The 22,927-nt window shown below is 54.8% G+C and carries 23 protein-coding genes and 4 tRNA genes; 1 reads left to right on the forward strand and 26 read right to left on the reverse strand.

Features of this window, described 5'->3' with window-relative positions; translation table 11 throughout:
- Nucleotides 1-4: 4 nt before the first annotated feature.
- From rplV to ACM6I0_RS13945, 20 genes are all read right to left on the reverse strand, one after another.
- A complete protein-coding gene (gene rplV, locus ACM6I0_RS13850) occupies nt 5-337 on the reverse strand; it encodes a 50S ribosomal protein L22 (protein ID WP_003103908.1) in 333 nt (110 codons plus the stop codon).
- A gap of 13 nt (nt 338-350) precedes the next feature.
- Nucleotides 351-626 carry a 30S ribosomal protein S19 gene (gene rpsS / locus ACM6I0_RS13855; protein ID WP_002555486.1) on the reverse strand — a complete coding sequence of 92 codons (276 nt, stop codon included), beginning with the start codon at nt 624-626 and terminating at the stop codon, nt 351-353.
- A 16-nt stretch (nt 627-642) separates the two neighbouring features.
- Nucleotides 643-1,467 carry a 50S ribosomal protein L2 gene (gene rplB, locus ACM6I0_RS13860; RefSeq protein WP_003176423.1) on the reverse strand — a complete coding sequence of 275 codons (825 nt, stop codon included), beginning with the start codon at nt 1,465-1,467 and terminating at the stop codon, nt 643-645.
- Nucleotides 1,468-1,481: 14 nt separating this feature from the next.
- Nucleotides 1,482-1,781 (reverse strand): 50S ribosomal protein L23, encoded by a 300-nt coding sequence (gene rplW / locus ACM6I0_RS13865; protein WP_002555488.1) that lies wholly within the window; start codon nt 1,779-1,781, stop codon nt 1,482-1,484.
- On the reverse strand, nt 1,778-2,380 hold the full coding sequence (rplD, locus tag ACM6I0_RS13870; RefSeq protein WP_095630591.1) for a 50S ribosomal protein L4: 603 nt from the start codon (nt 2,378-2,380) through the stop codon (nt 1,778-1,780). The genes rplW and rplD overlap by 4 nt, the downstream gene beginning before the upstream one ends.
- 12 nt (nt 2,381-2,392) lie before the next feature.
- Nucleotides 2,393-3,028: a 50S ribosomal protein L3 gene (gene rplC / locus ACM6I0_RS13875; RefSeq protein WP_003186059.1), complete on the reverse strand. Its 636-nt coding sequence runs from the start codon at nt 3,026-3,028 to the stop codon at nt 2,393-2,395.
- 80 nt (nt 3,029-3,108) lie between these two features.
- On the reverse strand, nt 3,109-3,420 hold the full coding sequence (gene rpsJ / locus ACM6I0_RS13880; protein ID WP_003186070.1) for a 30S ribosomal protein S10: 312 nt from the start codon (nt 3,418-3,420) through the stop codon (nt 3,109-3,111).
- A 156-nt stretch (nt 3,421-3,576) separates the two neighbouring features.
- Complete coding sequence (gene tuf / locus ACM6I0_RS13885) at nt 3,577-4,770, reverse strand: elongation factor Tu (protein WP_027924378.1); 1,194 nt, start codon at nt 4,768-4,770, stop codon at nt 3,577-3,579.
- 31 nt (nt 4,771-4,801) lie between these two features.
- Nucleotides 4,802-6,907, reverse strand: coding sequence for an elongation factor G (gene fusA / locus ACM6I0_RS13890; protein ID WP_090179220.1), 2,106 nt, complete (start codon nt 6,905-6,907; stop codon nt 4,802-4,804).
- Between the two features lie 30 nt (nt 6,908-6,937).
- On the reverse strand, nt 6,938-7,408 hold the full coding sequence (gene rpsG / locus ACM6I0_RS13895) for a 30S ribosomal protein S7 (RefSeq protein ID WP_002555493.1): 471 nt from the start codon (nt 7,406-7,408) through the stop codon (nt 6,938-6,940).
- 118 nt (nt 7,409-7,526) lie between these two features.
- On the reverse strand, nt 7,527-7,898 hold the full coding sequence (gene rpsL, locus ACM6I0_RS13900; RefSeq protein WP_002555494.1) for a 30S ribosomal protein S12: 372 nt from the start codon (nt 7,896-7,898) through the stop codon (nt 7,527-7,529).
- Between the two features lie 216 nt (nt 7,899-8,114).
- Nucleotides 8,115-12,314: a DNA-directed RNA polymerase subunit beta' gene (gene rpoC, locus ACM6I0_RS13905; protein ID WP_007896632.1), complete on the reverse strand. Its 4,200-nt coding sequence runs from the start codon at nt 12,312-12,314 to the stop codon at nt 8,115-8,117.
- 64 nt (nt 12,315-12,378) lie between these two features.
- Nucleotides 12,379-16,452, reverse strand: coding sequence for a DNA-directed RNA polymerase subunit beta (gene rpoB, locus ACM6I0_RS13910; RefSeq protein ID WP_010467260.1), 4,074 nt, complete (start codon nt 16,450-16,452; stop codon nt 12,379-12,381).
- Between the two features lie 220 nt (nt 16,453-16,672).
- Complete coding sequence (rplL, locus tag ACM6I0_RS13915) at nt 16,673-17,038, reverse strand: 50S ribosomal protein L7/L12 (protein WP_007946140.1); 366 nt, start codon at nt 17,036-17,038, stop codon at nt 16,673-16,675.
- 78 nt (nt 17,039-17,116) lie between these two features.
- On the reverse strand, nt 17,117-17,617 hold the full coding sequence (gene rplJ / locus ACM6I0_RS13920) for a 50S ribosomal protein L10 (protein WP_060541898.1): 501 nt from the start codon (nt 17,615-17,617) through the stop codon (nt 17,117-17,119).
- Nucleotides 17,618-17,815: 198 nt separating this feature from the next.
- The gene (rplA, locus tag ACM6I0_RS13925; protein ID WP_007896626.1) at nt 17,816-18,511 is read right to left on the reverse strand and encodes a 50S ribosomal protein L1; all 696 of its coding nucleotides are present in this window, start codon (nt 18,509-18,511) and stop codon (nt 17,816-17,818) included.
- Entirely contained in the window at nt 18,511-18,942 is a 432-nt protein-coding gene (rplK, locus tag ACM6I0_RS13930; RefSeq protein WP_003210097.1) for a 50S ribosomal protein L11, read from the reverse strand. The genes rplA and rplK overlap by 1 nt, the downstream gene beginning before the upstream one ends.
- A 117-nt stretch (nt 18,943-19,059) precedes the next feature.
- Nucleotides 19,060-19,593 (reverse strand): transcription termination/antitermination protein NusG, encoded by a 534-nt coding sequence (gene nusG, locus ACM6I0_RS13935; RefSeq protein ID WP_007896622.1) that lies wholly within the window; start codon nt 19,591-19,593, stop codon nt 19,060-19,062.
- Between the two features lie 9 nt (nt 19,594-19,602).
- Nucleotides 19,603-19,971 carry a preprotein translocase subunit SecE gene (gene secE / locus ACM6I0_RS13940; RefSeq protein WP_090179217.1) on the reverse strand — a complete coding sequence of 123 codons (369 nt, stop codon included), beginning with the start codon at nt 19,969-19,971 and terminating at the stop codon, nt 19,603-19,605.
- A gap of 45 nt (nt 19,972-20,016) precedes the next feature.
- A tRNA-Trp gene (locus ACM6I0_RS13945) sits at nt 20,017-20,092 on the reverse strand.
- A gap of 23 nt (nt 20,093-20,115) precedes the next feature.
- Here ACM6I0_RS13945 and ACM6I0_RS13950 point away from each other — a divergent pair.
- Nucleotides 20,116-20,289 (forward strand): hypothetical protein, encoded by a 174-nt coding sequence (locus ACM6I0_RS13950; protein ID WP_414922572.1) that lies wholly within the window; start codon nt 20,116-20,118, stop codon nt 20,287-20,289.
- Here the strand turns inward: ACM6I0_RS13950 and ACM6I0_RS13955 are convergent.
- The 6 genes from ACM6I0_RS13955 to birA form a co-directional block, all read right to left on the reverse strand.
- Nucleotides 20,268-20,343: transfer RNA gene (locus tag ACM6I0_RS13955), tRNA-Thr, on the reverse strand. The two genes, ACM6I0_RS13950 and ACM6I0_RS13955, sit on opposite strands and share 22 nt — an antisense overlap.
- A gap of 26 nt (nt 20,344-20,369) precedes the next feature.
- Nucleotides 20,370-20,443 (reverse strand) — tRNA-Gly (locus tag ACM6I0_RS13960).
- A gap of 24 nt (nt 20,444-20,467) precedes the next feature.
- Nucleotides 20,468-20,552: transfer RNA gene (locus ACM6I0_RS13965), tRNA-Tyr, on the reverse strand.
- Nucleotides 20,553-20,694: 142 nt separating this feature from the next.
- Complete coding sequence (locus ACM6I0_RS13970; RefSeq protein ID WP_285432354.1) at nt 20,695-21,135, reverse strand: hypothetical protein; 441 nt, start codon at nt 21,133-21,135, stop codon at nt 20,695-20,697.
- Between the two features lie 7 nt (nt 21,136-21,142).
- Entirely contained in the window at nt 21,143-21,892 is a 750-nt protein-coding gene (locus tag ACM6I0_RS13975) for a pantothenate kinase (protein ID WP_285432352.1), read from the reverse strand.
- Entirely contained in the window at nt 21,882-22,841 is a 960-nt protein-coding gene (gene birA, locus ACM6I0_RS13980; protein ID WP_285432351.1) for a bifunctional biotin--[acetyl-CoA-carboxylase] ligase/biotin operon repressor BirA, read from the reverse strand. The genes ACM6I0_RS13975 and birA overlap by 11 nt, the downstream gene beginning before the upstream one ends.
- Between the last annotated feature and the right edge of the window lie 86 nt (nt 22,842-22,927).

Consider the following 22,927-nt stretch of genomic DNA (forward strand, 5'->3'; position numbering starts at 1 on the left):
TCCGTTACTTGTCAGCAACCTTGACAGTGATATGGCAAGACCGCTTGACGATGCGATCAGCACGGCCTTTGGCACGTGGCATGATTCGCTTCAGCGAACGCCCTTCGTTGACGAAAACGGTGCTGACTTTAAGGTCATCAACGTCTGCGCCTTCGTTATGCTCGGCGTTGGCTACGGCCGACTCCAGCACTTTCTTCATGATCTCGGCGGCTTTCTTACTGCTGAAAGCCAACAGGTTGAGCGCTTCGCCCACCTTCTTCCCGCGGATCTGGTCGGCGACCAAGCGGGCTTTCTGGGCGGAGATTCGAGCGCCCGACAACTTAGCGGCTACTTCCATCGTTCCTTACCCCTTAACGCTTGGCTTTCTTGTCTGCCACGTGCCCACGATATGTGCGGGTACCGGCAAACTCGCCTAGTTTGTGGCCGACCATGTCTTCGTTCACGAGAACTGGAACATGTTGACGACCGTTATGCACAGCAATGGTCAAACCGACCATTTGTGGCAGGATCATGGAACGGCGCGACCAGGTCTTAACTGGTTTGCGATCGTTCTTTTCCGCCGCCACTTCGATCTTCTTCAGTAGGTGAAGATCAATAAAAGGACCTTTTTTCAGAGAACGTGGCACTGTCGTATCCCTCTATTTACTTGCGACGACGGACGATCATTTTGTCGGTACGCTTATTACCACGAGTCTTCGCGCCCTTAGTCGGGAAGCCCCATGGCGATACCGGATGACGACCACCAGAGGTACGACCTTCACCACCACCATGTGGGTGGTCAACCGGGTTCATGGCAACACCACGAACGGTTGGGCGAACGCCACGCCAGCGTTTGGCACCAGCTTTACCCAGCGAACGCAGGCTGTGCTCGGAGTTCGAGACTTCACCCAAGGTCGCGCGGCATTCAGCCAGCACTTTACGCATCTCACCAGAACGCAGACGCAGGGTCACGTAGACACCTTCACGAGCGATCAGCTGAGCCGAAGCACCAGCGGAACGAGCGATTTGCGCGCCTTTACCTGGCTTCAATTCGATGCCGTGTACGGTGCTACCAACTGGAATGTTACGCAGTTGCAGAGCGTTGCCCGGCTTGATCGGTGCCAAAGCACCTGCAATCAGCTGGTCACCAGCACTCACGCCTTTAGGCGCGATGATGTAGCGACGCTCGCCATCTGCGTACAGCAGCAGAGCGATGTGAGCAGTACGGTTTGGATCGTATTCAATACGCTCGACAGTGGCAGAGATGCCATCTTTGTCGTTGCGACGGAAATCGACCAGACGATAATGCTGCTTATGGCCACCACCGATGTGACGAGTGGTAATACGACCATTGTTGTTACGACCACCAGTCTTCGATTTTTTCTCGAGCAGCGGTGCGTGAGGAGCGCCTTTATGCAGCTCCTGGTTGACCACCTTGACCACAAAACGGCGGCCAGGGGAAGTCGGTTTGCATTTAACGATTGCCATGATGCACCCCTTCCTTACTCAGCACTGCTGCTGAAATCGAGATCTTGGCCTGGCTGAAGGGAGATAACTGCCTTCTTCCAGTCATTACGCTTGCCCAGACCGCGAGCAGTGCGCTTGCTCTTACCCAGAACATTCAGGGTAGTAACACGCTCTACTTTCACGCTGAACAGGCTTTCGACGGCCTTCTTGATTTCCAGCTTGGTTGCGTCAGTTGCAACCTTGAAAACGAACTGGCCTTTCTTGTCAGCCAGAACCGTAGCCTTCTCGGAAACGTGCGGGCCAAGCAGAACTTTAAATACGCGTTCCTGGTTCATCCCAGCAGCTCCTCGAATTTCTTCACGGCCGACACGGTGATCAACACCTTGTCGTATGCGATCAGACTAACTGGATCGGAACCTTGCACGTCACGTACATCAACGTGTGGCAGGTTGCGAGCAGCCAGGTACAGGTTCTGATCAACTACTTCAGACACGATCAAGACGTCAGTCAGGCCCATGCCGGTCAGTTTGCTCAGCAGATCTTTGGTCTTCGGTGCATCAACAGCGAAGTCCTGAACCACAACCAGACGATCAGTACGCACCAGCTCAGCAAGGATGGAACGCATTGCTGCGCGATACATCTTCTTGTTCAGCTTCTGGGTGTGATCCTGAGGACGAGCTGCGAAAGTGGTACCGCCGCCACGCCAGATTGGGCTACGGATAGTACCGGCACGAGCACGGCCAGTACCTTTCTGACGCCATGGGCGCTTACCGCCACCACGAACGTCGGAACGGGTCTTTTGCTGCTTGCTACCTTGACGGCCGCCGGCCATGTAGGCCACGACTGCTTGGTGAACCAGCGTCTCGTTGAATTCGCCGCCAAATGTCAGTTCGGAAACTTCGATCGCTTGAGCGTCATTTACATTTAATTGCATGTCAGCTTCCCCTTAACCGCGAGCCTTGGCTGCTGGACGTACAACCAAGTTGCCGCCAGTAGCGCCAGGAACAGCACCCTTGACCAACAACAGATTGCGTTCAGCGTCCACGCGCACTACTTCCAGGGACTGCACGGTCACGCGCTCAGCGCCCATATGACCGGACATTTTTTTGCCCTTGAATACACGACCAGGAGTCTGGCACTGGCCGATAGAGCCTGGAACGCGGTGGGACACGGAGTTACCGTGGGTATTATCTTGCCCGCGGAAGTTCCAACGCTTGATCGTACCCTGGAAGCCTTTACCTTTGGACTGACCGGTTACATCAACCAGTTGACCAGCGGCGAAGATTTCAGCGTTGATCAGATCGCCGGCCTGGTACTCGCCTTCTTCAAGACGGAATTCCATTACGGTACGACCAGCGGCAACGTTCGCTTTAGCGAAGTGGCCAGCCTGAGCAGCTGTAACACGCGAAGCACGACGCTCGCCTACAGTGACTTGCACTGCACGATAGCCATCGGTCTCTTCAGTTTTGAACTGGGTGACGCGATTCGGCTCGATCTCAATGACCGTGACCGGAATGGAGACACCTTCTTCGGTGAAAATACGGGTCATACCGCATTTACGACCGACTACACCAATAGTCATGTTGTAAACCTCATGAGTGTACGGGGCTTTCACCCGCTATGGCCGCCCATTTCAGAGCGTTACACGACTAAGACCGAGTCTTAGCCGAGGCTGATCTGCACTTCCACACCGGCCGCAAGATCAAGCTTCATAAGAGCATCAACGGTTTTATCCGTTGGCTGGACGATGTCCAGAACGCGCTTATGAGTACGGATCTCGTACTGGTCACGCGCGTCTTTGTTGACGTGCGGGGAGACCAGAACGGTGAACCGCTCTTTACGGGTAGGCAGTGGAATTGGACCACGCACTTGAGCACCAGTACGTTTCGCGGTTTCCACGATTTCCTGGGTGGATTGGTCGATCAGGCGATGGTCAAAAGCCTTCAACCTGATACGGATTTGCTGATTTTGCATTGGATTTCAGACTCCGGCTGCTATTCCCACCGAGCGCAATACGCCCGTTAAAAGGAGGCGCAATTCTATAGACGCCCCATATAGGTGTCAACCCAATAAAAAAGCCCCCGCTAAGCGGGGGCTCTTTCAAATCATCAAAGCTTACTCAAAAAGAGCTTACTCGATGATTTTGGCTACGACGCCAGCGCCGACGGTACGACCGCCTTCACGAATAGCGAAACGCAGGCCATCTTCCATCGCGATGGTTTTGATCAGAGTGACAGTCATCTGGATGTTGTCACCTGGCATTACCATTTCAACGCCTTCTGGCAGCTCGCAGTTACCAGTCACGTCAGTAGTACGGAAGTAGAACTGTGGACGGTAGCCTTTGAAGAACGGAGTGTGACGACCGCCTTCTTCCTTGCTCAGAACGTAAACTTCTGCGGTGAACTTGGTGTGCGGCTTAACCGAACCCGGCTTAACCAGAACCTGACCACGCTCAACGTCGTCACGCTTGGTACCACGCAGCAGAACGCCGCAGTTCTCGCCAGCACGACCTTCGTCGAGCAGCTTACGGAACATTTCAACACCGGTGCAGGTGGTGACGGTAGTGTCACGCAGACCAACGATTTCCAGTGGATCCTGAACGCGAACGATACCGCGCTCGATACGACCAGTCACAACAGTACCGCGACCGGAGATCGAGAATACGTCTTCGATTGGCATCAGGAACGGCTTGTCAGTCAGACGAACTGGTTCTGGGATGTAGCTGTCCAGAGTTTCAACCAGTTTACGAACGGCAGTGGTGCCCATTTCGTTGTCGTCTTTGCCTTCCAGAGCCATACGAGCAGAACCGATGATGATCGGAGTGTCGTCACCTGGGAAGTCGTAAGTGCTCAGCAGGTCGCGCACTTCCATCTCAACCAGTTCCAGCAGCTCAGCGTCGTCTACCAGGTCAGCCTTGTTCAGGAAAACCACGATGTACGGAACGCCTACCTGACGGGACAGCAGGATGTGCTCACGGGTTTGTGGCATCGGACCATCAGCGGCCGAGCAAACCAGGATAGCGCCGTCCATTTGGGCAGCACCAGTGATCATGTTCTTCACATAGTCAGCGTGACCTGGGCAGTCAACGTGAGCGTAGTGACGGATCTTCGAGTTGTACTCGACGTGCGCAGTGTTGATGGTGATACCACGAGCTTTTTCTTCTGGCGCGCTGTCGATTTTATCGAAATCAACGATGGCCGAACCGAATACTTCGGAGCAGACGCGAGTCAGAGCTGCAGTCAGAGTGGTTTTACCGTGGTCGACGTGACCGATGGTGCCAACGTTGACGTGCGGAAGGGAACGATCAAATTTTTCTTTAGCCACGACAATTAACTCCTAGCCTAAAGGGGCTGAATCAGCCTTGTTTTTTGGTAACGGTTTCGACGATGTGCGACGGAGCCGTATTGTATTTTTTGAATTCCATAGAGTAGCTTGCGCGACCTTGGGACATGGAACGAACGTCGGTCGCATAACCGAACATCTCGCCCAACGGAACCTCGGCACGAATTACTTTACCGGAAACCGTATCTTCCATACCCAGGATCATGCCGCGACGACGGTTAAGGTCGCCCATCACGTCACCCATATAGTCTTCAGGTGTAACAACCTCTACCGCCATGATCGGCTCGAGCAACTCACCACCGCCCTTCTGGGCCAGTTGCTTGGTCGCCATGGAAGCAGCCACCTTAAACGCCATCTCGTTCGAGTCGACGTCGTGGTAAGAACCATCAAACACGGTAGCCTTCAGGCCGATCAGCGGATAGCCGGCAACAACGCCGTTCTTCATCTGCTCTTCGATACCCTTTTGGATAGCCGGGATGTATTCCTTAGGAACCACACCACCCACTACTTCGTTCAGGAATTGCAGACCTTCCTGACCTTCGTCAGCAGGAGCAAAACGAATCCAGCAATGACCGAACTGGCCACGACCGCCGGACTGACGAACGAACTTGCCTTCGATTTCGCAACTCTTCGTGATGCGCTCACGGTACGAAACCTGAGGCTTACCGATGTTGGCTTCGACGTTGAACTCACGGCGCATCCGGTCAACCAGGATGTCCAGGTGCAACTCGCCCATGCCGGAGATGATCGTTTGACCAGTCTCTTCATCAGTCTTGACGCGGAAAGATGGATCTTCCTGAGCAAGCTTGCCCAGAGCGATACCCATTTTTTCCTGGTCGTCCTTGGTCTTAGGCTCTACGGCAACCGAAATAACCGGCTCCGGGAAGTCCATGCGAACCAGGATGATTGGCTTGTCAGCGTTGCACAAAGTCTCACCAGTGGTGACGTCCTTCATGCCAATCAAGGCCGCGATGTCACCAGCGCGCACTTCCTTGATTTCTTCACGGGCGTTTGCGTGCATTTGCACCATACGACCCACACGCTCTTTCTTGCCTTTAACCGAGTTGATCACGCCGTCGCCGGAGGCCAACACGCCCGAGTAAACTCGAACAAAGGTCAAGGTACCCACGAATGGGTCGGTAGCGATCTTGAACGCCAGAGCCGAGAACGGCTCGCTGTCGTCTGCGTGACGCTCCATTTCCTTGGTCTCGTCATCCGGGTCAGTACCCTTGATGGCAGGAATGTCGGTAGGAGCAGGCAGGTAGTCGATAACGGCGTCGAGAACCAGGGGAACACCCTTGTTCTTGAAGGAAGAACCGCAAACAGCCAGAACGATCTCACCAGCGATAGTACGCTGACGCAGAGCGGCCTTGATTTCCGCGTTGGTGAGTTCTTCACCTTCGAGGTACTTGTTCATCAGCTCTTCGCTGGCTTCGGCCGCAGCTTCAATCATGTTGCCGCGCCATTCGTTAGCCAATTCCTGCAGTTCAGCAGGGATAGGCTTGCGAACTGGAACCATACCTTTGTCAGAGTCATTCCAGTAAACAGCTTCCATAGCCATCAGATCGATCTGACCCTGGAAGTTGTCTTCGGAACCGATAGCCAACTGGATTGGCACCGGAGTGTGACCCAGACGCTGCTTGATCTGACCGATCACGCGCAGGAAGTTCGCACCAGCACGGTCCATCTTGTTTACGTAAACAAGACGTGGAACGCCGTACTTGTTGGCCTGACGCCATACGGTTTCCGACTGAGGCTCAACACCCGAGGTACCGCAGAACACAACGACCGCGCCGTCGAGAACACGCAGGGAACGCTCAACTTCAATAGTGAAGTCAACGTGGCCCGGGGTGTCGATGACGTTGAAGCGGTATTGGTCCTTGTGCTGCTTCTCGGAACCCTGCCAGAAGGCGGTGATAGCAGCAGAAGTAATGGTAATACCACGCTCCTGCTCCTGCACCATCCAGTCTGTGGTCGCGGCGCCGTCATGCACCTCGCCCATTTTGTGACTTTTGCCGGTGTAAAAAAGGACGCGCTCGGTGGTGGTGGTTTTACCAGCATCCACGTGAGCAACGATACCGATGTTACGGTAGCGATTAATCGGTGTTGTACGAGCCATAAAGCCCTCGCAAAATTAGTGACGCTAAAATTAGAAGCGGTAGTGCGAGAAAGCCTTGTTGGCTTCAGCCATACGGTGCACGTCTTCACGCTTCTTAACTGCAGCACCCTTACCTTCGGCAGCGTCCAACAGTTCGCCAGCCAAACGCAGAGCCATAGACTTCTCGCCGCGCTTACGGGCGAAGTCTACCAACCAGCGCATTGCCAGAGCGTTACGACGGGACGGACGAACTTCAACCGGAACCTGGTAAGTAGCACCGCCTACACGGCGCGACTTTACTTCGACCAGCGGAGCGATGGCGTCGAGAGCTTTCTCGAAGATTTCCAGGGGGTCGCTGTTCTTGCGTTCTTTAACCTTTTCCAGCGCGCCATAAACGATACGCTCGGCAACGGCTTTCTTGCCGCTTTCCATCACGTGGTTCATGAACTTGGCCAGGATTTGGCTTCCGTATTTTGGATCGTCAAGCACTTCGCGCTTGGCTGCTACGCGTCTTCTTGGCATGGATAAGCCCTCAAACGGTCTTCAGGTTCGCTCGGAATCGGTGCCCTTTCGGGACGCCTCCGACCTTACTCTTATCGACTCAGAAAAATAGAAAATCAGTTTTTACAAAAAGCCGCTACTACTTAGGCTTCTTGGTACCGTACTTCGAACGACCCTGGTTACGACCTTTAACACCGGAAGTATCCAACGAACCGCGAACGGTGTGGTAACGAACACCTGGCAAGTCTTTTACACGACCGCCGCGGATCAGTACCACGCTGTGCTCTTGCAGGTTGTGGCCTTCACCGCCGATGTACGAGGAAACCTCGAAACCGTTGGTCAGACGCACACGGCATACTTTACGCAGTGCCGAGTTAGGTTTTTTCGGCGTGGTGGTATACACACGGGTGCATACGCCACGACGTTGCGGGCAGTTCTGCAGCGCAGGCACGTCGGATTTCTCGACGATACGCTTACGCGGCTGACGTACCAGCTGGTTGATAGTTGCCATCTACTAGCTCCACTGTTGTCTTGCGACGCTATTGTCTTGCAAGAAAAGCAAAATGGCAGGAACGAATTCCCGCCAAATTTAGGGGTACAAGAGTCTAAAGAGGATCTTGCCCCCAGTCAAGGCAAGGCCCCGAACTCCCCACTCATCCAACCTCGACAAATTGTCGCGATTCGATGAACGGGATGATCAGGGCCTCACACTCATTTACCGCAGAACTCAGTTACCGCTCGAGTTCAGCGCTTCGGTCAGTGCAGCTTCCACTTCACTGGCGCTTACGCGCAACGGTTTGTCAGCATCACGGCGACGCTTGCGCTCACTGTGATAAGCCAGACCGGTACCTGCCGGGATCAAACGACCCACGACCACGTTTTCTTTCAGGCCGCGCAGGTAATCGCGCTTGCCGGTTACCGCCGCTTCGGTCAGTACACGAGTGGTTTCCTGGAAGGAAGCCGCCGAGATGAACGATTCGGTGGACAACGACGCCTTGGTGATACCCAGCAACACACGAGTGAACTTGGAAACGAATTTCTCGTCGCCAGCCAGACGCTCGTTCTCTACCAGAACGTGAGTCAATTCCATCTGGTCGCCCTTGATGAAACTGGAATCGCCGGATTCAGCGATTTCAACTTTACGCAGCATCTGACGCAAGATGGTCTCGATGTGCTTATCGTTGATCTTCACGCCTTGCAGACGATAAACGTCCTGGATCTCGTTCACGATGTACTTGGCCAGCGCACTTACACCCAGCAGACGCAGGATGTCGTGTGGATCGCTCGGGCCGTCGGAGATAACTTCGCCGCGGTTTACCTGTTCGCCTTCGAAGACGTTCAGGTGACGCCACTTCGGAATCAGCTCTTCGTACGGATCGCTACCGTCGTTCGGGGTGATAACCAGACGGCGCTTGCCTTTGGTCTCTTTACCGAACGCGATTGTGCCGCTGACTTCAGCCAGAATCGAGGCTTCTTTCGGACGACGAGCTTCGAACAAGTCGGCAACACGCGGCAGACCACCGGTGATGTCACGGGTCTTCGAAGTCTCTTGCGGAATACGAGCGATAACATCACCGATCGCGATTTTCGCACCGTCCGCCACACCGACAAGGGCGTTGGCAGGCAGGAAGTACTGAGCAATTACGTCAGTACCCGGCAGCAAGAGATCCTTGCCGTTGTCATCAACCATCTTCACAGCAGGACGGATATCTTTACCGGCAGCTGGACGGTCTTTGGCGTCGAGTACTTCAATGTTGGTCATACCGGTCAATTCGTCAGTCTGACGTTTGATCGTGATGCCTTCTTCCATGCCCACGTAGGTCACGGTACCTTTCATTTCGGTAACGATTGGGTGAGTGTGCGGATCCCACTTGGCCACGATTGCGCCAGCGTCGACCTTGTCACCTTCTTTAACCGAAATCACAGCACCGTACGGCAGCTTGTAACGCTCACGCTCACGACCGAAGTCATCAGCGATTGCCAGCTCACCAGAACGAGACACCGCAACCAGGCAACCATCCACTCGCTCAACGTGCTTCAGGTTATGCAGACGGACGGTACCGCCGTTCTTCACCTGAACGCTGTCGGCTGCGGAAGTCCGGCTTGCCGCACCACCGATGTGGAACGTACGCATGGTCAGCTGGGTACCCGGCTCACCGATGGACTGGGCAGCGATAACGCCGACCGCTTCACCGATGTTCACCTGGTGACCACGAGCCAAGTCACGGCCGTAGCACTTGGCGCAAATGCCGTAGCGGGTTTCGCAGCTGATCGGCGAACGCACGATCACTTCATCGATGCTGTTCAGCTCGATGAACTCGACCCACTTCTCGTCTACCAGAGTACCGGCAGGAACGATGATTTCTTCGGTACCTGGCTTGAACACGTCACGGGCAATGACACGACCCAATACGCGCTCACCCAGCGGCTCAACAACGTCACCGCCTTCAATGTGCGGAGTCATTACCAGGCCATGCTCGGTGCCGCAATCGATCTCGGTCACAACCAGATCCTGCGCCACGTCTACCAGACGACGAGTCAGGTAACCGGAGTTCGCAGTTTTCAACGCGGTATCCGCCAAACCTTTACGAGCACCGTGAGTGGAGATGAAGTACTGAAGTACGCTCAAACCTTCACGGAAGTTCGCAGTAATCGGCGTTTCGATGATGGAACCGTCCGGCTTGGCCATCAGGCCACGCATACCGGCGAGCTGACGGATCTGCGCAGCAGAACCCCGTGCGCCCGAGTCGGCCATCATGTACATCGAGTTGAAGGACTCTTGGTCGACTTCGACGCCATGACGGTCGATGACTTTCTCTTTCGAGAGGTTGGCCATCATCGCCTTGGAAACTTCGTCGTTCGCCTTGGACCAAAGGTCGATCACTTTGTTGTACTTCTCGCCCTGGGTTACCAGGCCGGAGGCGTACTGACTTTCGATCTCTTTCACTTCATCGGTAGCAGCACCGATGATGCGGGCTTTTTCATCCGGGATAACGAAGTCGTTAACACCGATGGAAACGCCGGAAATGGTCGAGTAGGCAAAACCGGTGTACATCAACTGGTCAGCGAAGATCACGGTCTCTTTCAAACCAACCACGCGGTAGCACTGGTTGATCAGCTTGGAGATCGCCTTTTTCTTCATCGGCTGGTTGACGACGTCGTACGACAGGCCAGGTGGAACAACCTGGAACAACAGCGCACGGCCGACAGTGGTGTCGACGATACGGGTGTTCTTGACGCTGCCGCCATCACGATCGTTGACAGTTTCGTTGATCCGCACTTTAACCTTGGCGTGCAGTGCGGCTTCGCCGGCACGGAACACACGGTCAACTTCTTGCAGATCCGCGAATACACGACCTTCGCCTTTGGCGTTGATCGCTTCACGAGTCATATAATACAGACCCAATACAACGTCCTGCGACGGAACGATGATTGGCTCACCGTTGGCTGGCGACAGAATGTTGTTGGTCGACATCATCAACGCACGCGCTTCCAACTGGGCTTCCAGTGTCAGCGGTACGTGCACGGCCATTTGGTCGCCGTCGAAGTCGGCGTTGTACGCAGCACAGACCAGAGGGTGCAGCTGGATAGCCTTACCTTCGATCAGTACCGGTTCAAACGCCTGGATACCCAGACGGTGAAGGGTCGGTGCACGGTTGAGGAGAACCGGGTGTTCACGGATCACTTCAGCGAGAACGTCCCAAACCTCTGGCAGTTCGCGCTCAACCATTTTCTTGGCAGCTTTGATGGTGGTCGCGAGACCGCGCATTTCCAGCTTGCCGAAAATGAACGGCTTGAACAGCTCGAGAGCCATCTTCTTCGGCAGACCGCACTGGTGCAGACGCAGGGTCGGACCTACGGTAATTACCGAACGACCGGAGTAGTCAACACGCTTACCGAGCAAGTTCTGACGGAAACGACCTTGCTTACCCTTGATCATGTCAGCCAGGGATTTCAGAGGACGCTTGTTGGAACCAGTGATAGCGCGGCCACGACGACCGTTGTCGAGCAGTGCATCGACGGCTTCCTGCAACATACGCTTTTCGTTGCGCACGATGATGTCCGGAGCGGACAGATCAAGCAGGCGCTTCAAGCGGTTGTTACGGTTGATCACTCGACGATACAGATCGTTGAGGTCGGAAGTCGCGAAGCGACCGCCATCCAGCGGGACCAGTGGACGCAGATCTGGCGGCAGAACCGGCAGAACGGTCAGCACCATCCATTCTGGAAGGTTGCCGGAACCCTGGAAGGCTTCCATCAACTTCAGACGCTTGGACAGCTTCTTGATTTTGGTTTCGGAGTTGGTTTGCGGAATTTCTTCACGCAGACGGCCAATCTCGTGTTCCAGGTCGATAGCGTGCAGCAGTTCGCGAACAGCTTCGGCACCCATGCGGGCATCGAAATCGTCGCCGAACTCTTCCAGCGCTTCGAAGTACTGCTCGTCATTGAGCAGCTGACCTTTCTCAAGGGTGGTCATGCCTGGATCGATAACGACATAGCTCTCGAAGTAGAGAACGCGTTCGATATCACGCAGGGTCATGTCCATCAGCAAGCCGATACGGGACGGCAGCGATTTCAGGAACCAGATGTGGGCAACCGGCGAGGCCAGCTCGATGTGCGCCATGCGCTCACGACGAACTTTAGCCAGCGCGACTTCAACGCCGCACTTCTCGCAGATGACACCACGGTGCTTCAAGCGCTTGTACTTACCGCACAGGCACTCGTAATCCTTTACCGGGCCAAAGATCTTGGCGCAGAACAGGCCGTCACGTTCTGGTTTGAACGTACGGTAGTTAATGGTTTCCGGCTTTTTAACTTCACCGAACGACCACGAACGGATCATCTCAGGCGATGCCAATCCAATACGGATGGCGTCGAACTCTTCGACTTGACCCTGGTTTTTCAGCAAATTCAGTAGGTCTTTCAAGGCCTTTCCTCCTGGCGGAGCAGAGAGCGGGCAATCCTGCCCCGCTCTCGATTCGCGTCACGTGTTATTCGGTTTCCAGATCGATATCGATGCCGAGGGAACGAATTTCCTTGATCAACACGTTGAAGGACTCGGGCATGCCCGGCTCCATACGGTGATCGCCATCCACGATGTTTTTGTACATCTTGGTACGGCCGTTCACATCGTCCGACTTCACTGTGAGCATTTCTTGCAGAGTGTAAGCAGCACCGTATGCTTCCAGTGCCCAGACCTCCATCTCCCCGAAACGCTGACCACCGAACTGTGCCTTACCACCCAGCGGCTGCTGGGTAACCAGGCTGTACGAACCGGTAGAACGAGCGTGCATCTTGTCGTCTACCAAGTGGTTCAGCTTCAGCATGTACATGTAGCCAACAGTTACCGGGCGCTCGAACTTGTTGCCGGTACGACCGTCAGTCAGCTGCATCTGGCCGCTTTCCGGCAGGTCTGCCAGTTTCAGCATGGCCTTGATTTCGCTTTCCTTCGCACCGTCGAACACTGGAGTGGCCATTGGAACGCCGCCACGCAGGTTCTTCGCCAGATCCAGGATTTCCTGGTCGGAGAAGCTATCCAGATCTTCGTTACGACCGCCGATCTGGTTGTAGATCTCGTCGAGGAATTTACGAAGCTCAGCCACTTTGCGCTGCTCTTCGATCATCCGGTTGATCTTCTCGCCCAGACCTTTAGCCGCGAGGCCGAGGTGGGTTTCAAGGATCTGACCAACGTTCATACGCGAAGGTACGCCCAACGGGTTGAGGACGACGTCGACCGGGGTGCCATTGGCATCGTGCGGCATGTCTTCAACCGGCATGATCACGGAGACCACACCTTTGTTACCGTGACGACCGGCCATCTTGTCGCCCGGCTGGATGCGGCGACGGATTGCCAGGTAAACCTTGACGATTTTCAGCACGCCTGGAGCCAGGTCATCGCCCTGCTGCAGTTTGCGCTTCTTGTCTTCGAACTTGTCGTCCAGCAGACGGCGGCGATCAACGATGTAGGCCTGGGCCTTCTCAAGCTGCTCGTTCAGAGCATCTTCAGCCATGCGCAGTTTGAACCACTGACCATGCTCAAGACCGTCGAGAACTTCGTCGGTGATGTCCTGACCTTTCTTCAGACCGGCGCCGCCTTCGGCTTTGTGGCCGACCAGAGCGGAACGCAGACGTTCGAAAGTTGCGCCTTCAACGATACGGAACTCTTCGTTCAGGTCCTTGCGGATCTCGTCGAGTTGAGTCTTCTCGATCGACAGTGCACGAGCATCACGCTCAACGCCGTCGCGGGTGAAGACCTGTACGTCGATGACGGTACCCTTGGTGCCGGTAGGCACACGCAGGGAGGTGTCTTTAACGTCGCTGGCTTTTTCACCGAAGATGGCACGCAGCAGTTTTTCTTCCGGAGTCAGCTGGGTCTCGCCTTTCGGAGTGACCTTACCTACCAGAATGTCACCTGCGCCTACTTCAGCACCTACATAAACGATACCGGCTTCGTCCAGCTTGTTCAGTGCAGCTTCACCCACGTTCGGGATGTCTGCAGTGATTTCCTCTGGCCCAAGCTTGGTGTCACGCGCCACACAGGTCAGTTCCTGGATGTGGATCGTGGTGAAGCGATCTTCCTGAACCACACGCTCGGACAGGCAGATGGAGTCTTCGAAGTTGAAGCCGTTCCATGCCATGAACGCGATGCGCATGTTCTGACCCAGAGCCAGTTCACCCATATCGGTGGACGGACCGTCAGCCATGATGTCGCTGCGCTGAACCCGATCACCTTTACGCACCAGCGGACGCTGGTTGATGCAAGTGTTCTGGTTGGAGCGGGTGTACTTGGTCAGGTTGTAGATGTCGACACCAGCTTCGCCGGTTTCAACTTCGTCATCTGCAACACGAACCACGATACGGCTAGCGTCGACGGAATCGATAACGCCACCACGACGAGCCACGACGCAAACGCCGGAGTCACGGGCTACGTTACGCTCCATGCCGGTACCGACCAGCGGCTTGTCAGCGCGCAGGGTTGGTACAGCTTGACGCTGCATGTTCGAACCCATCAACGCACGGTTGGCGTCATCGTGCTCGAGGAACGGGATCAGCGACGCTGCAACCGAAACTACCTGCTTGGGCGATACGTCCATCAAGGTGACGTCTTCCGGCGCCTTGACGGTGAACTCGTTCAAGTGACGAACAGCTACCAGTTCGTCGATCAGGACTTTCTTGTCGTTCATCGTGGCCGAAGCCTGAGCGATCACGTGATCAGCTTCTTCGATAGCGGACAGGAATACGATCTCGTCGGTGACCAGAGCGTCTTTCACCACGCGGTACGGGCTCTCGAGGAAACCGTACTGGTTGGTGCGCGCATAGGCAGCCAGGGAGTTGATCAGACCGATGTTCGGACCTTCCGGCGTTTCAATCGGGCATACACGACCGTAGTGAGTCGGGTGTACGTCACGAACTTCAAAGCCGGCACGTTCACGAGTCAAACCGCCAGGGCCGAGTGCAGACACACGACGCTTGTGGGTGATCTCGGACAGCGGGTTGTTCTGGTCCATGAACTGGGAAAGCTGGCTGGAACCGAAGAACTCTTTCACCGCCGCAGCCACTGGCTTGGCGTTGATCAGGTCTTGCGGCATCAGGCCTTCGCTTTCGGCCATCGACAGACGCTCTTTGACCGCACGCTCAACACGCACCAGGCCAACGCGGAACTGGTTCTCGGCCATTTCGCCTACGCAGCGAACACGACGGTTACCCAAGTGGTCGATGTCATCGACGATGCCTTTGCCGTTACGGATGTCGACCAGAGTCTTCAGAACCGCGACGATGTCTTCTTTGCACAACACGCCCGAACCTTCGATCTCGGTACGACCGATACGACGGTTGAACTTCATCCGGCCGACCGCAGACAGGTCATAGCGCTCAGGGCTGAAGAACAGGTTGTTGAACAGAGTCTCGGCAGCGTCTTTGGTTGGCGGCTCGCCTGGACGCATCATGCGATAGATCTCGACCAGCGCTTCCAATTGGTTGCTGGTGGAGTCGATCTTCAGGGTGTCGGAGACGAACGGACCGCAGTCGATATCGTTGGTGTACAGAGTTTCGATGCGAACAACCTGGGCCTTGGCGATTTTGGCCAGGATCTCGGTGTTCAGCTCGGTGTTGCACTCTGCCAGGATTTCGCCGGTTGCCGGATGCACGATGGCCTTGGCGGTAGTGCGACCCAGGACGTAGTCCAGAGGCACTTCCAGGGTCTTGAGACCGGCTTTTTCGATCTGGTTGATGTGGCGCGCAGTAATACGGCGACCAGCCTCAACGATGACCTTGCCTTTCTCGTCCTGAATATCAAGTACAGCGATTTCACCACGCAGACGCGAAGCAATCAGTTCCAGACTGAGGGTTTCGCCGCTCAGGTGGAAAACGTTGGTGGTGTAGAACGCGTCGAGCACTTCTTCAGTGGTATAGCCGAGCGCGCGCAGCAGTACCGATGCAGGCAGCTTGCGACGACGGTCGATACGCACGAATACGCAGTCTTTCGGGTCGAACTCGAAGTCCAGCCACGAACCGCGGTAAGGAATGATGCGCGCGGAGTACAGCAGTTTGCCGGAGCTGTGCGTCTTGCCACGGTCGTGGTCGAAGAACACGCCCGGGGAACGGTGCAGCTGGGAAACGATTACACGCTCGGTACCGTTGATTACGAAGGTACCGTTCTCAGTCATCAGGGGGATTTCACCCATGTAGACTTCTTGCTCTTTAATGTCCTTGATCGCTTTGTTCGACGATTCTTTGTCGAAAATGATCAGGCGCACTTTTACCCGCAAAGGTACGGCGTAAGTTACACCGCGCAATACGCATTCTTTGACATCAAATGCCGGCTCGCCCAGGCGATAACCGACGTACTCCAGCGCAGCATTGCCGGAGTAGCTGATGATCGGGAAAACGGATTTGAAGGCCGCATGCAGGCCCACGTCGCGGAACTGATCTTTAGTCGCTCCCGCTTGCAAGAATTCACGATACGAATCCAGCTGGATGGCCAGGAGGTACGGCACATCCATGACGTCCGGCAACTTGCTAAAGTCCTTGCGGATACGTTTTTTCTCAGTATATGAGTAAGCCATCAGCGTTCCCCAGCTTGGTCACCTGCTTGTTTGGCCCCTCCCGACGGGAGCAGCCAGAAAATCGTGCAAACCCCATGGTTTGCGCCACCGCATCGGGTGGTTACAGCTCGCTATCAGCACCGACCCAGTCGGTTGCCAATAACGGAAAAAGGCCGGTGGCAAGAGCCACCAGCCATCAGCCTTTCGCTTAACGCTCGGGCTGGAGGAGCAAAGTCGATGCTTACTTCAGCTCGACTTTAGCGCCTGCTTCTTCCAGAGTAGCTTTGGCTTTGTCACCGGCATCTTTCGAAACGGCTTCCAGAACCATGGCAGGAGCGCCGTCAACTACAGCCTTGGCTTCTTTCAGGCCCAGACCGGTCAGTTCACGTACTGCCTTGATCACGTTAACTTTCTTCTCGCCAGCTTCCAGCAGCATGACGTTGAATTCGGTTTGCTCTTCAACAACGGCAGCAGCAGCAGCTGGACCAGCCGATGCAGCAGCAGCGGAAACGCCGAATTTTTCTTCGAAAGCTTTGATCAGCTCAACAACCTGCAGAACCGACATTTCAGCTACGGCGTTGAGGATATCTTCTTGGGAGATAGACATTACTGTATTTCCTGAATTGGGGGACGGCCTACGCGGCCATCGAAATAAACAAAAATACGCGAAAGGAGTTGCTCAGCCTTAGGCTGCAGCAGCTTCTTTTTGCTCGCGAACTGCAGCCAGAGTACGAGCCAACTTGCTGGTAGCGCCTTGAATCACGCTCATCAGCTGAGAAATAGCTTCGTCACGGGTCGGCAGTGTTGCCAGTACGTCGATTTGGTTAGCTGCGAGGAACTTGCCCTCGAACGCAGCTGCCTTGATCTCGAACTTATCCTGACTCTTGGCGAATTCCTTGAACAAACGGGCAGCAGCGCCTGGATGATCTTTGGAGAACGCGATCAGAGTCGGGCCGGTGAACACGTCGTTGAGGACACTGTATTCAGTGTCCGCAACAGCGCGCTTGAGCAGGGTGTTACGTACAACACGTACGTATACGCCAGCTTCACGAGCCTCTTTACGGAGTCCGGTCATTGCGCCTACTGTCACACCGCGGGCATCAGCCACAACAGCGGACAGGGCAACTTTGGCAGCCTCGTTGACTTCAGCGACGATGGCCTTCTTGTCTTCGAGATTAATTGCCACGGGTTTAACTCCTGCTTGTTACCGTTTCATCTGGCCGGAGCCGGATGTCGTTTTGGTGTCTGATTCGGTAAGGAACCGGGAGCACCATCTGCGTAGGCTTGAGGTTTAAGACTTGCGTCGCCTACGGTCTTGGATAGCCCCCGCCAGGCAGGGACCCCAATCTTTCAACTGGCGCAATTGCTTGCGCCAATCTGTGTCTTAAGCGTCGAGCGAACCTTGGTCGATGACCAGGCCTGGACCCATGGTGGTGCTCAGGGTAACGCGCTTAACGTAAATACCTTTCGAGGAAGCTGGCTTGATACGCTTCAGATCAGCGATCAGGGCTTCAACGTTTTCCTTCAGCTTGACGGCATCAAAGCCGACTTTGCCAACGGAGGTGTGAATGATGCCGTTTTTGTCGGTGCGATAACGAACCTGACCAGCCTTGGCGTTTTTAACCGCGGTAGCTACGTCTGGCGTTACGGTGCCGACTTTAGGGTTAGGCATCAGGCCGCGAGGACCGAGGATCTGACCCAACTGACCCACAACGCGCATTGCATCCGGGGATGCGATAACTACGTCATAGTTCAGGTCGCCGCCTTTCATTTCGGCAGCCAGGTCGTCCATACCTACACGGTCAGCGCCGGCAGCCAGAGCGGCCTCAGCAGCTGGACCTTGGGTGAACACAGCAACGCGAACAGTCTTGCCAGTGCCGTGTGGCAGCACAGTAGCGCTACGAACGACCTGGTCGGATTTACGCGGGTCAACACCCAGGTTCACAGCAACGTCGAACGACTCGCTGAACTTGACAGTCGACAGCTCAGCCAGCAGAGCAGCAGCATCTACAAAGTTGTAGGACTTGCCTGCTTCGATTTTGCCGGCGATAGCCTTTTGACGCTTGGTCAACTTAGCCATTACACACCCTCCACGTTAAGGCCCATGCTACGAGCAGAACCGGCGATAGTACGCACGGCTGCATCCATATCAGCTGCAGTCAGATCCGCGTTTTTGGTTTTCGCGATTTCTTCCAGCTGAGCACGAGTCACGGTGCCAACCTTAACGGTGTTCGGACGAGCGGAACCGCTAGTCAGACCAGCAGCCTTCTTCAGCAGAACCGAAGCAGGCGTGGACTTAGTTTCGAAAGTGAAGCTACGGTCGCTATAAACAGTGATGATCACTGGAGTCGGCAGACCTGGTTCAATACCCTGAGTACGGGCGTTGAAAGCCTTGCAGAATTCCATGATGTTCACGCCGTGCTGACCCAAAGCAGGACCAACAGGTGGGCTTGGGTTAGCCTGAGCGGCCTTCACTTGCAGCTTGATGTAAGCGGTAATTTTCTTGGCCATGAGGCACTCCAATTACGGGTTCGAACGCCTCGAAAGGCTCCCCGGTTACTTGCGCGTTTATCCCAGTGACGACAAAACCCCACAGCCTAGGGCTGCGGGGTTGGGATGCTTGCTCAGCTAGACCTTTTCGACCTGACTGAACTCTAACTCTACCGGAGTAGAGCGACCGAAAATGAGCACTGCCACTTGGATCCGGCTCTTTTCGTAGTTAACCTCTTCAACCGTGCCGGTAAAATCGGCAAACGGTCCGTCATTGACGCGTACCGACTCACCCGGCTCGAACAATGTCTTCGGCTTCGGCTTGTCGCTACCATCAGCAACGCGACGCAAAATCGCTTCTGCTTCTTTATCAGTGATCGGTGCAGGCTTATCAGCGGTACCGCCGATAAAACCCATCACCCGAGGGGTGTCCTTGACCAAGTGCCAAGTACCCTCATTCATGTCCATCTGAACCAGCACGTAACCTGGGAAGAACTTGCGCTCGCTTTTGCGTTTCTGGCCATTACGCATTTCAACCACTTCTTCAGTGGGAACCAGAATTTCGCCAAAGCCATCTTCCATGCCAGCCAGCTTTACGCGCTCTACCAACGAGCGCATTACATGCTTCTCGTAACCGGAGTAAGCATGCACAACGTACCAACGCTTAGCCACGGGACACCCTTAGCCGACAATCAAGGAAACAAGCCAGCCGAGCAGGGAATCAAGCCCCCACAACAGCAACGCCATAACCAGAACGACAGCCACAACAATCAGCGTGGTCTGCGTGGTTTCTTGGCGAGTTGGCCATACGACTTTACGAATTTCGGTGCGAGCTTCCTTAACCAGTACAAAGAAAGACTTGCCCTTGACTGTCTGCAGGCCTACAAAGGCAGCTACAGCAGCAATGGCGAGCAATGCAAGTACGCGATACAGGATAGGCGAAGCAGAGTAATACTGATTACCAACAACGCCAACAACCACCAAAGCGACTACCACAAGCCACTTGAGCAGATCGAAGCGAGAGCCTTGAACTTCAGCTTTAGGAGTCATCTATGAAGATCCTGTGAAAAGAAAGCCAGACACACCAAGTGAATCTGGCAGGTCAGGAGGGAATCGAACCCCCAACCTACGGTTTTGGAGACCGTCGCTCTGCCAATTGAGCTACTGACCTAAAACAAAATCAGGCCGACCATTATGCCGGCCCGAAAAAGACATTACAACAATTTACTCAGCAGCTTTGACTTCAGCACCAAAACCACCCGCTCGATCGCCCTGAAAAAAAAACAACAAGACGCGACCGCAACCATTAAAACAAAGGCAGATATTTTCATATCTGCCTTGTTATATGGAGCTCTTGAGCGGATTTGAACCGCTGACCTCACCCTTACCAAGGGTGTGCTCTACCAACTGAGCTACAAGAGCGTAACACTGTGCAAAACCTGCAAACTTGGAGCGGGTAGCGGGAATCGAACCCGCATCATCAGCTTGGAAGGCTGAGGTTCTACCACTAAACTATACCCGCGAGGCTTGCAGCTCTCGCTAAAAATGGTGGAGGGGGAAGGATTCGAACCTTCGAAGTCGTAGACGTCAGATTTACAGTCTGATCCCTTTGGCCGCTCGGGAACCCCTCCTAAGCGAGCCGGCATTCTATATCATGCCAGCCTTCTGTCAAGCATTTTCTCATTAAAAACCTGAGGTTAGCTGCGTTGACCTCGCTTCACACTGCTTACCGTTAAAGGTCTTCACTGCGAAGCGGGCGCCATTCTATGCAAACTATTCAGCGGGTGCAACCCCCTCGCAGGGCATTATTTTATGTTTTAACTCATTGAATTCTTTGGAAAGGTTTTGTAGCTGCGAGTCTTCCAGAAAACGCCGGCTTTCAGGGGCTATCCGCACCCAATAACCGACAGAGTCCGCGGAGTCTTTCGGCAAGGACTGAAACTTCACATCCATACCAGCCAAACGCTTCTCTGCAATCTGAGCGGTTTCCTGGCGTGCAAAACCTCCCAAATAGAGACAGCTGCCGTCTATAACCACTGATTTAGCCTTCTCACGCGTCGTATCATTCGCCTCGCTCAACAATCGAATGTCTTGCTGTGCTCCTCTGTACAAGCTCAAAGGCGTCACGTCCTTCGCGCGCAACGGAGCCTCTTGTTGATGCCAGATGTAATAGAAGACATTTAGTACGAGCAGCAGCAAAAACAACCAACGCATAGAAACCTCAGGACAAGGGACACGCCATAGCCAATCCTACAAACACCAGATCCGGAACCACCTTGGCCTCAGGCACAATCTCGGAGACCAGCCCCGCATCTCCACCCGTGAGAAACACAGAATAATTCTCACCCCAATAACGACTTGCCAACTCCAACTGAGTCAGGACAAACCCTCTCAGCATCAATGAGCATCCCCTCTCGACCGCCTCGACGGTCGTACGACCAGGAACGAGACTTTCCAGCGCTCGCTCGGCGGCAAGATCACCATAGCGAATCCGCCGCGTGTGTGTGCGGAGCTGGTTGCGCATCAATGGCATCCCCGGACAGATAAATCCTCCGAGATGCCCGCCATCCCCAGCGATGAAGTCAGCAGTAACAGCCGTGCCAAAATCGAGTACTAGACATGGCCCCGAGGCCAAATGGAAGCCACCAAGCATTGCAAGCCAGCGATCCAGCCCCAGTCGCTCGAAATCCTCATAACCGTTGCGCACCCCTGCCATCTCTCTAGCCGGCGCGGCGCACATTACGGAAACACCGAAAGCGCCCTCCAGCAGAGATATCAAGGCTTCGGTTTCTTCTGCAGTTCTCACGCTGACCAGTCGGCAATGGGCGAGAGAAAGCCCCTCAAGTCCCTTCAGGCCTTCGAGCAATGCAAGATCGGAGTCGACAATACCTTCGCCAATCACCTGCCTGGCATCTGCACCGAGCACACGCCACTTAATAAAACTGTTACCGCAGTCAAGCTCAAGAATCATCACGCAACCTCAGACTGAGCTCACCACCACTAAAGACTTTTTCCATACCGTCCACCTTCAGACGCAAGGCACCCCGACTGTCGATACCCAGCACCTCACCATCTATCCGGTTCACGCCGGCAATTAATGACACCGCCCGGCCCTGCCAAATATGACCCTGCTCCCACTCAGCATGTATGGCTGAAAAACCGCCCTGCTGATGGCGAGCTAAATATGCCCGGAGCATCACCCCCAACTCCGCAACCAGGTGATTGCGATCGAACACCTTGCCCGTTTCAAGCCGCATGGATGTCCATTGCTGATCAACCTCATCGGTCATCTGCATATTCACATTAATTCCAACACCTAACACCACATGACACACGTCAGCAGGATCACCCACCAACTCGAGCAATACTCCGGCGATTTTTTTCTGACCAACCAAAACATCGTTAGGCCATTTCAGACCTGCACCCGAAACGCCAAGCGCCCTCAGGGTCTGCATCACAGCAAGCCCGACAACAAGGCTCAAACCTTCCAGCTGCCGCATTCCACCCTCAATGCGCAATACCAGGCTGTAGTAGATGTTTTCCGCGAAAGGACTTGCCCACTTGCGCCCACGCCTACCCCGCCCTGCAGTCTGCCTCTCGGCAAGCACTAAAAATGGTGCAGCCTGACCACGCTCAACAGCACGCAACGCCTCAGCATTGGTGGAGTCAACTGAATCGAGGATGAGTACGGGCCAATCACATTCGGCCGCGTGGGCTTTTATATCGGCCGAATCGAGCAATGTCAGTGGCGCAGCCAACTGATACCCGCGACCACGCACCTTATGGATAGATAATCCAAGCTCAGCCTCGAGATGCTGAAGCTGCTTCCAGACAGCACTACGACTAACACCCAAGGCGACGCCGAGGTCCTGACCCGAATGGAATCGGCCATCTTTAAGAAGCTTTAACAACGTCAGCATGCAAGTCTCGCCTCAGAATGAGGCCCGCATGATAGCCATGCCCTGAGCCGTTGCATAGAAACCCTGGCGGACAGATTTTCTGCGGA

This window comes from Pseudomonas sp. IT-P294 (genome assembly GCF_949767865.1).
In the GTDB taxonomy this organism is placed as follows: Bacteria; Pseudomonadota; Gammaproteobacteria; order Pseudomonadales; family Pseudomonadaceae; genus Aquipseudomonas.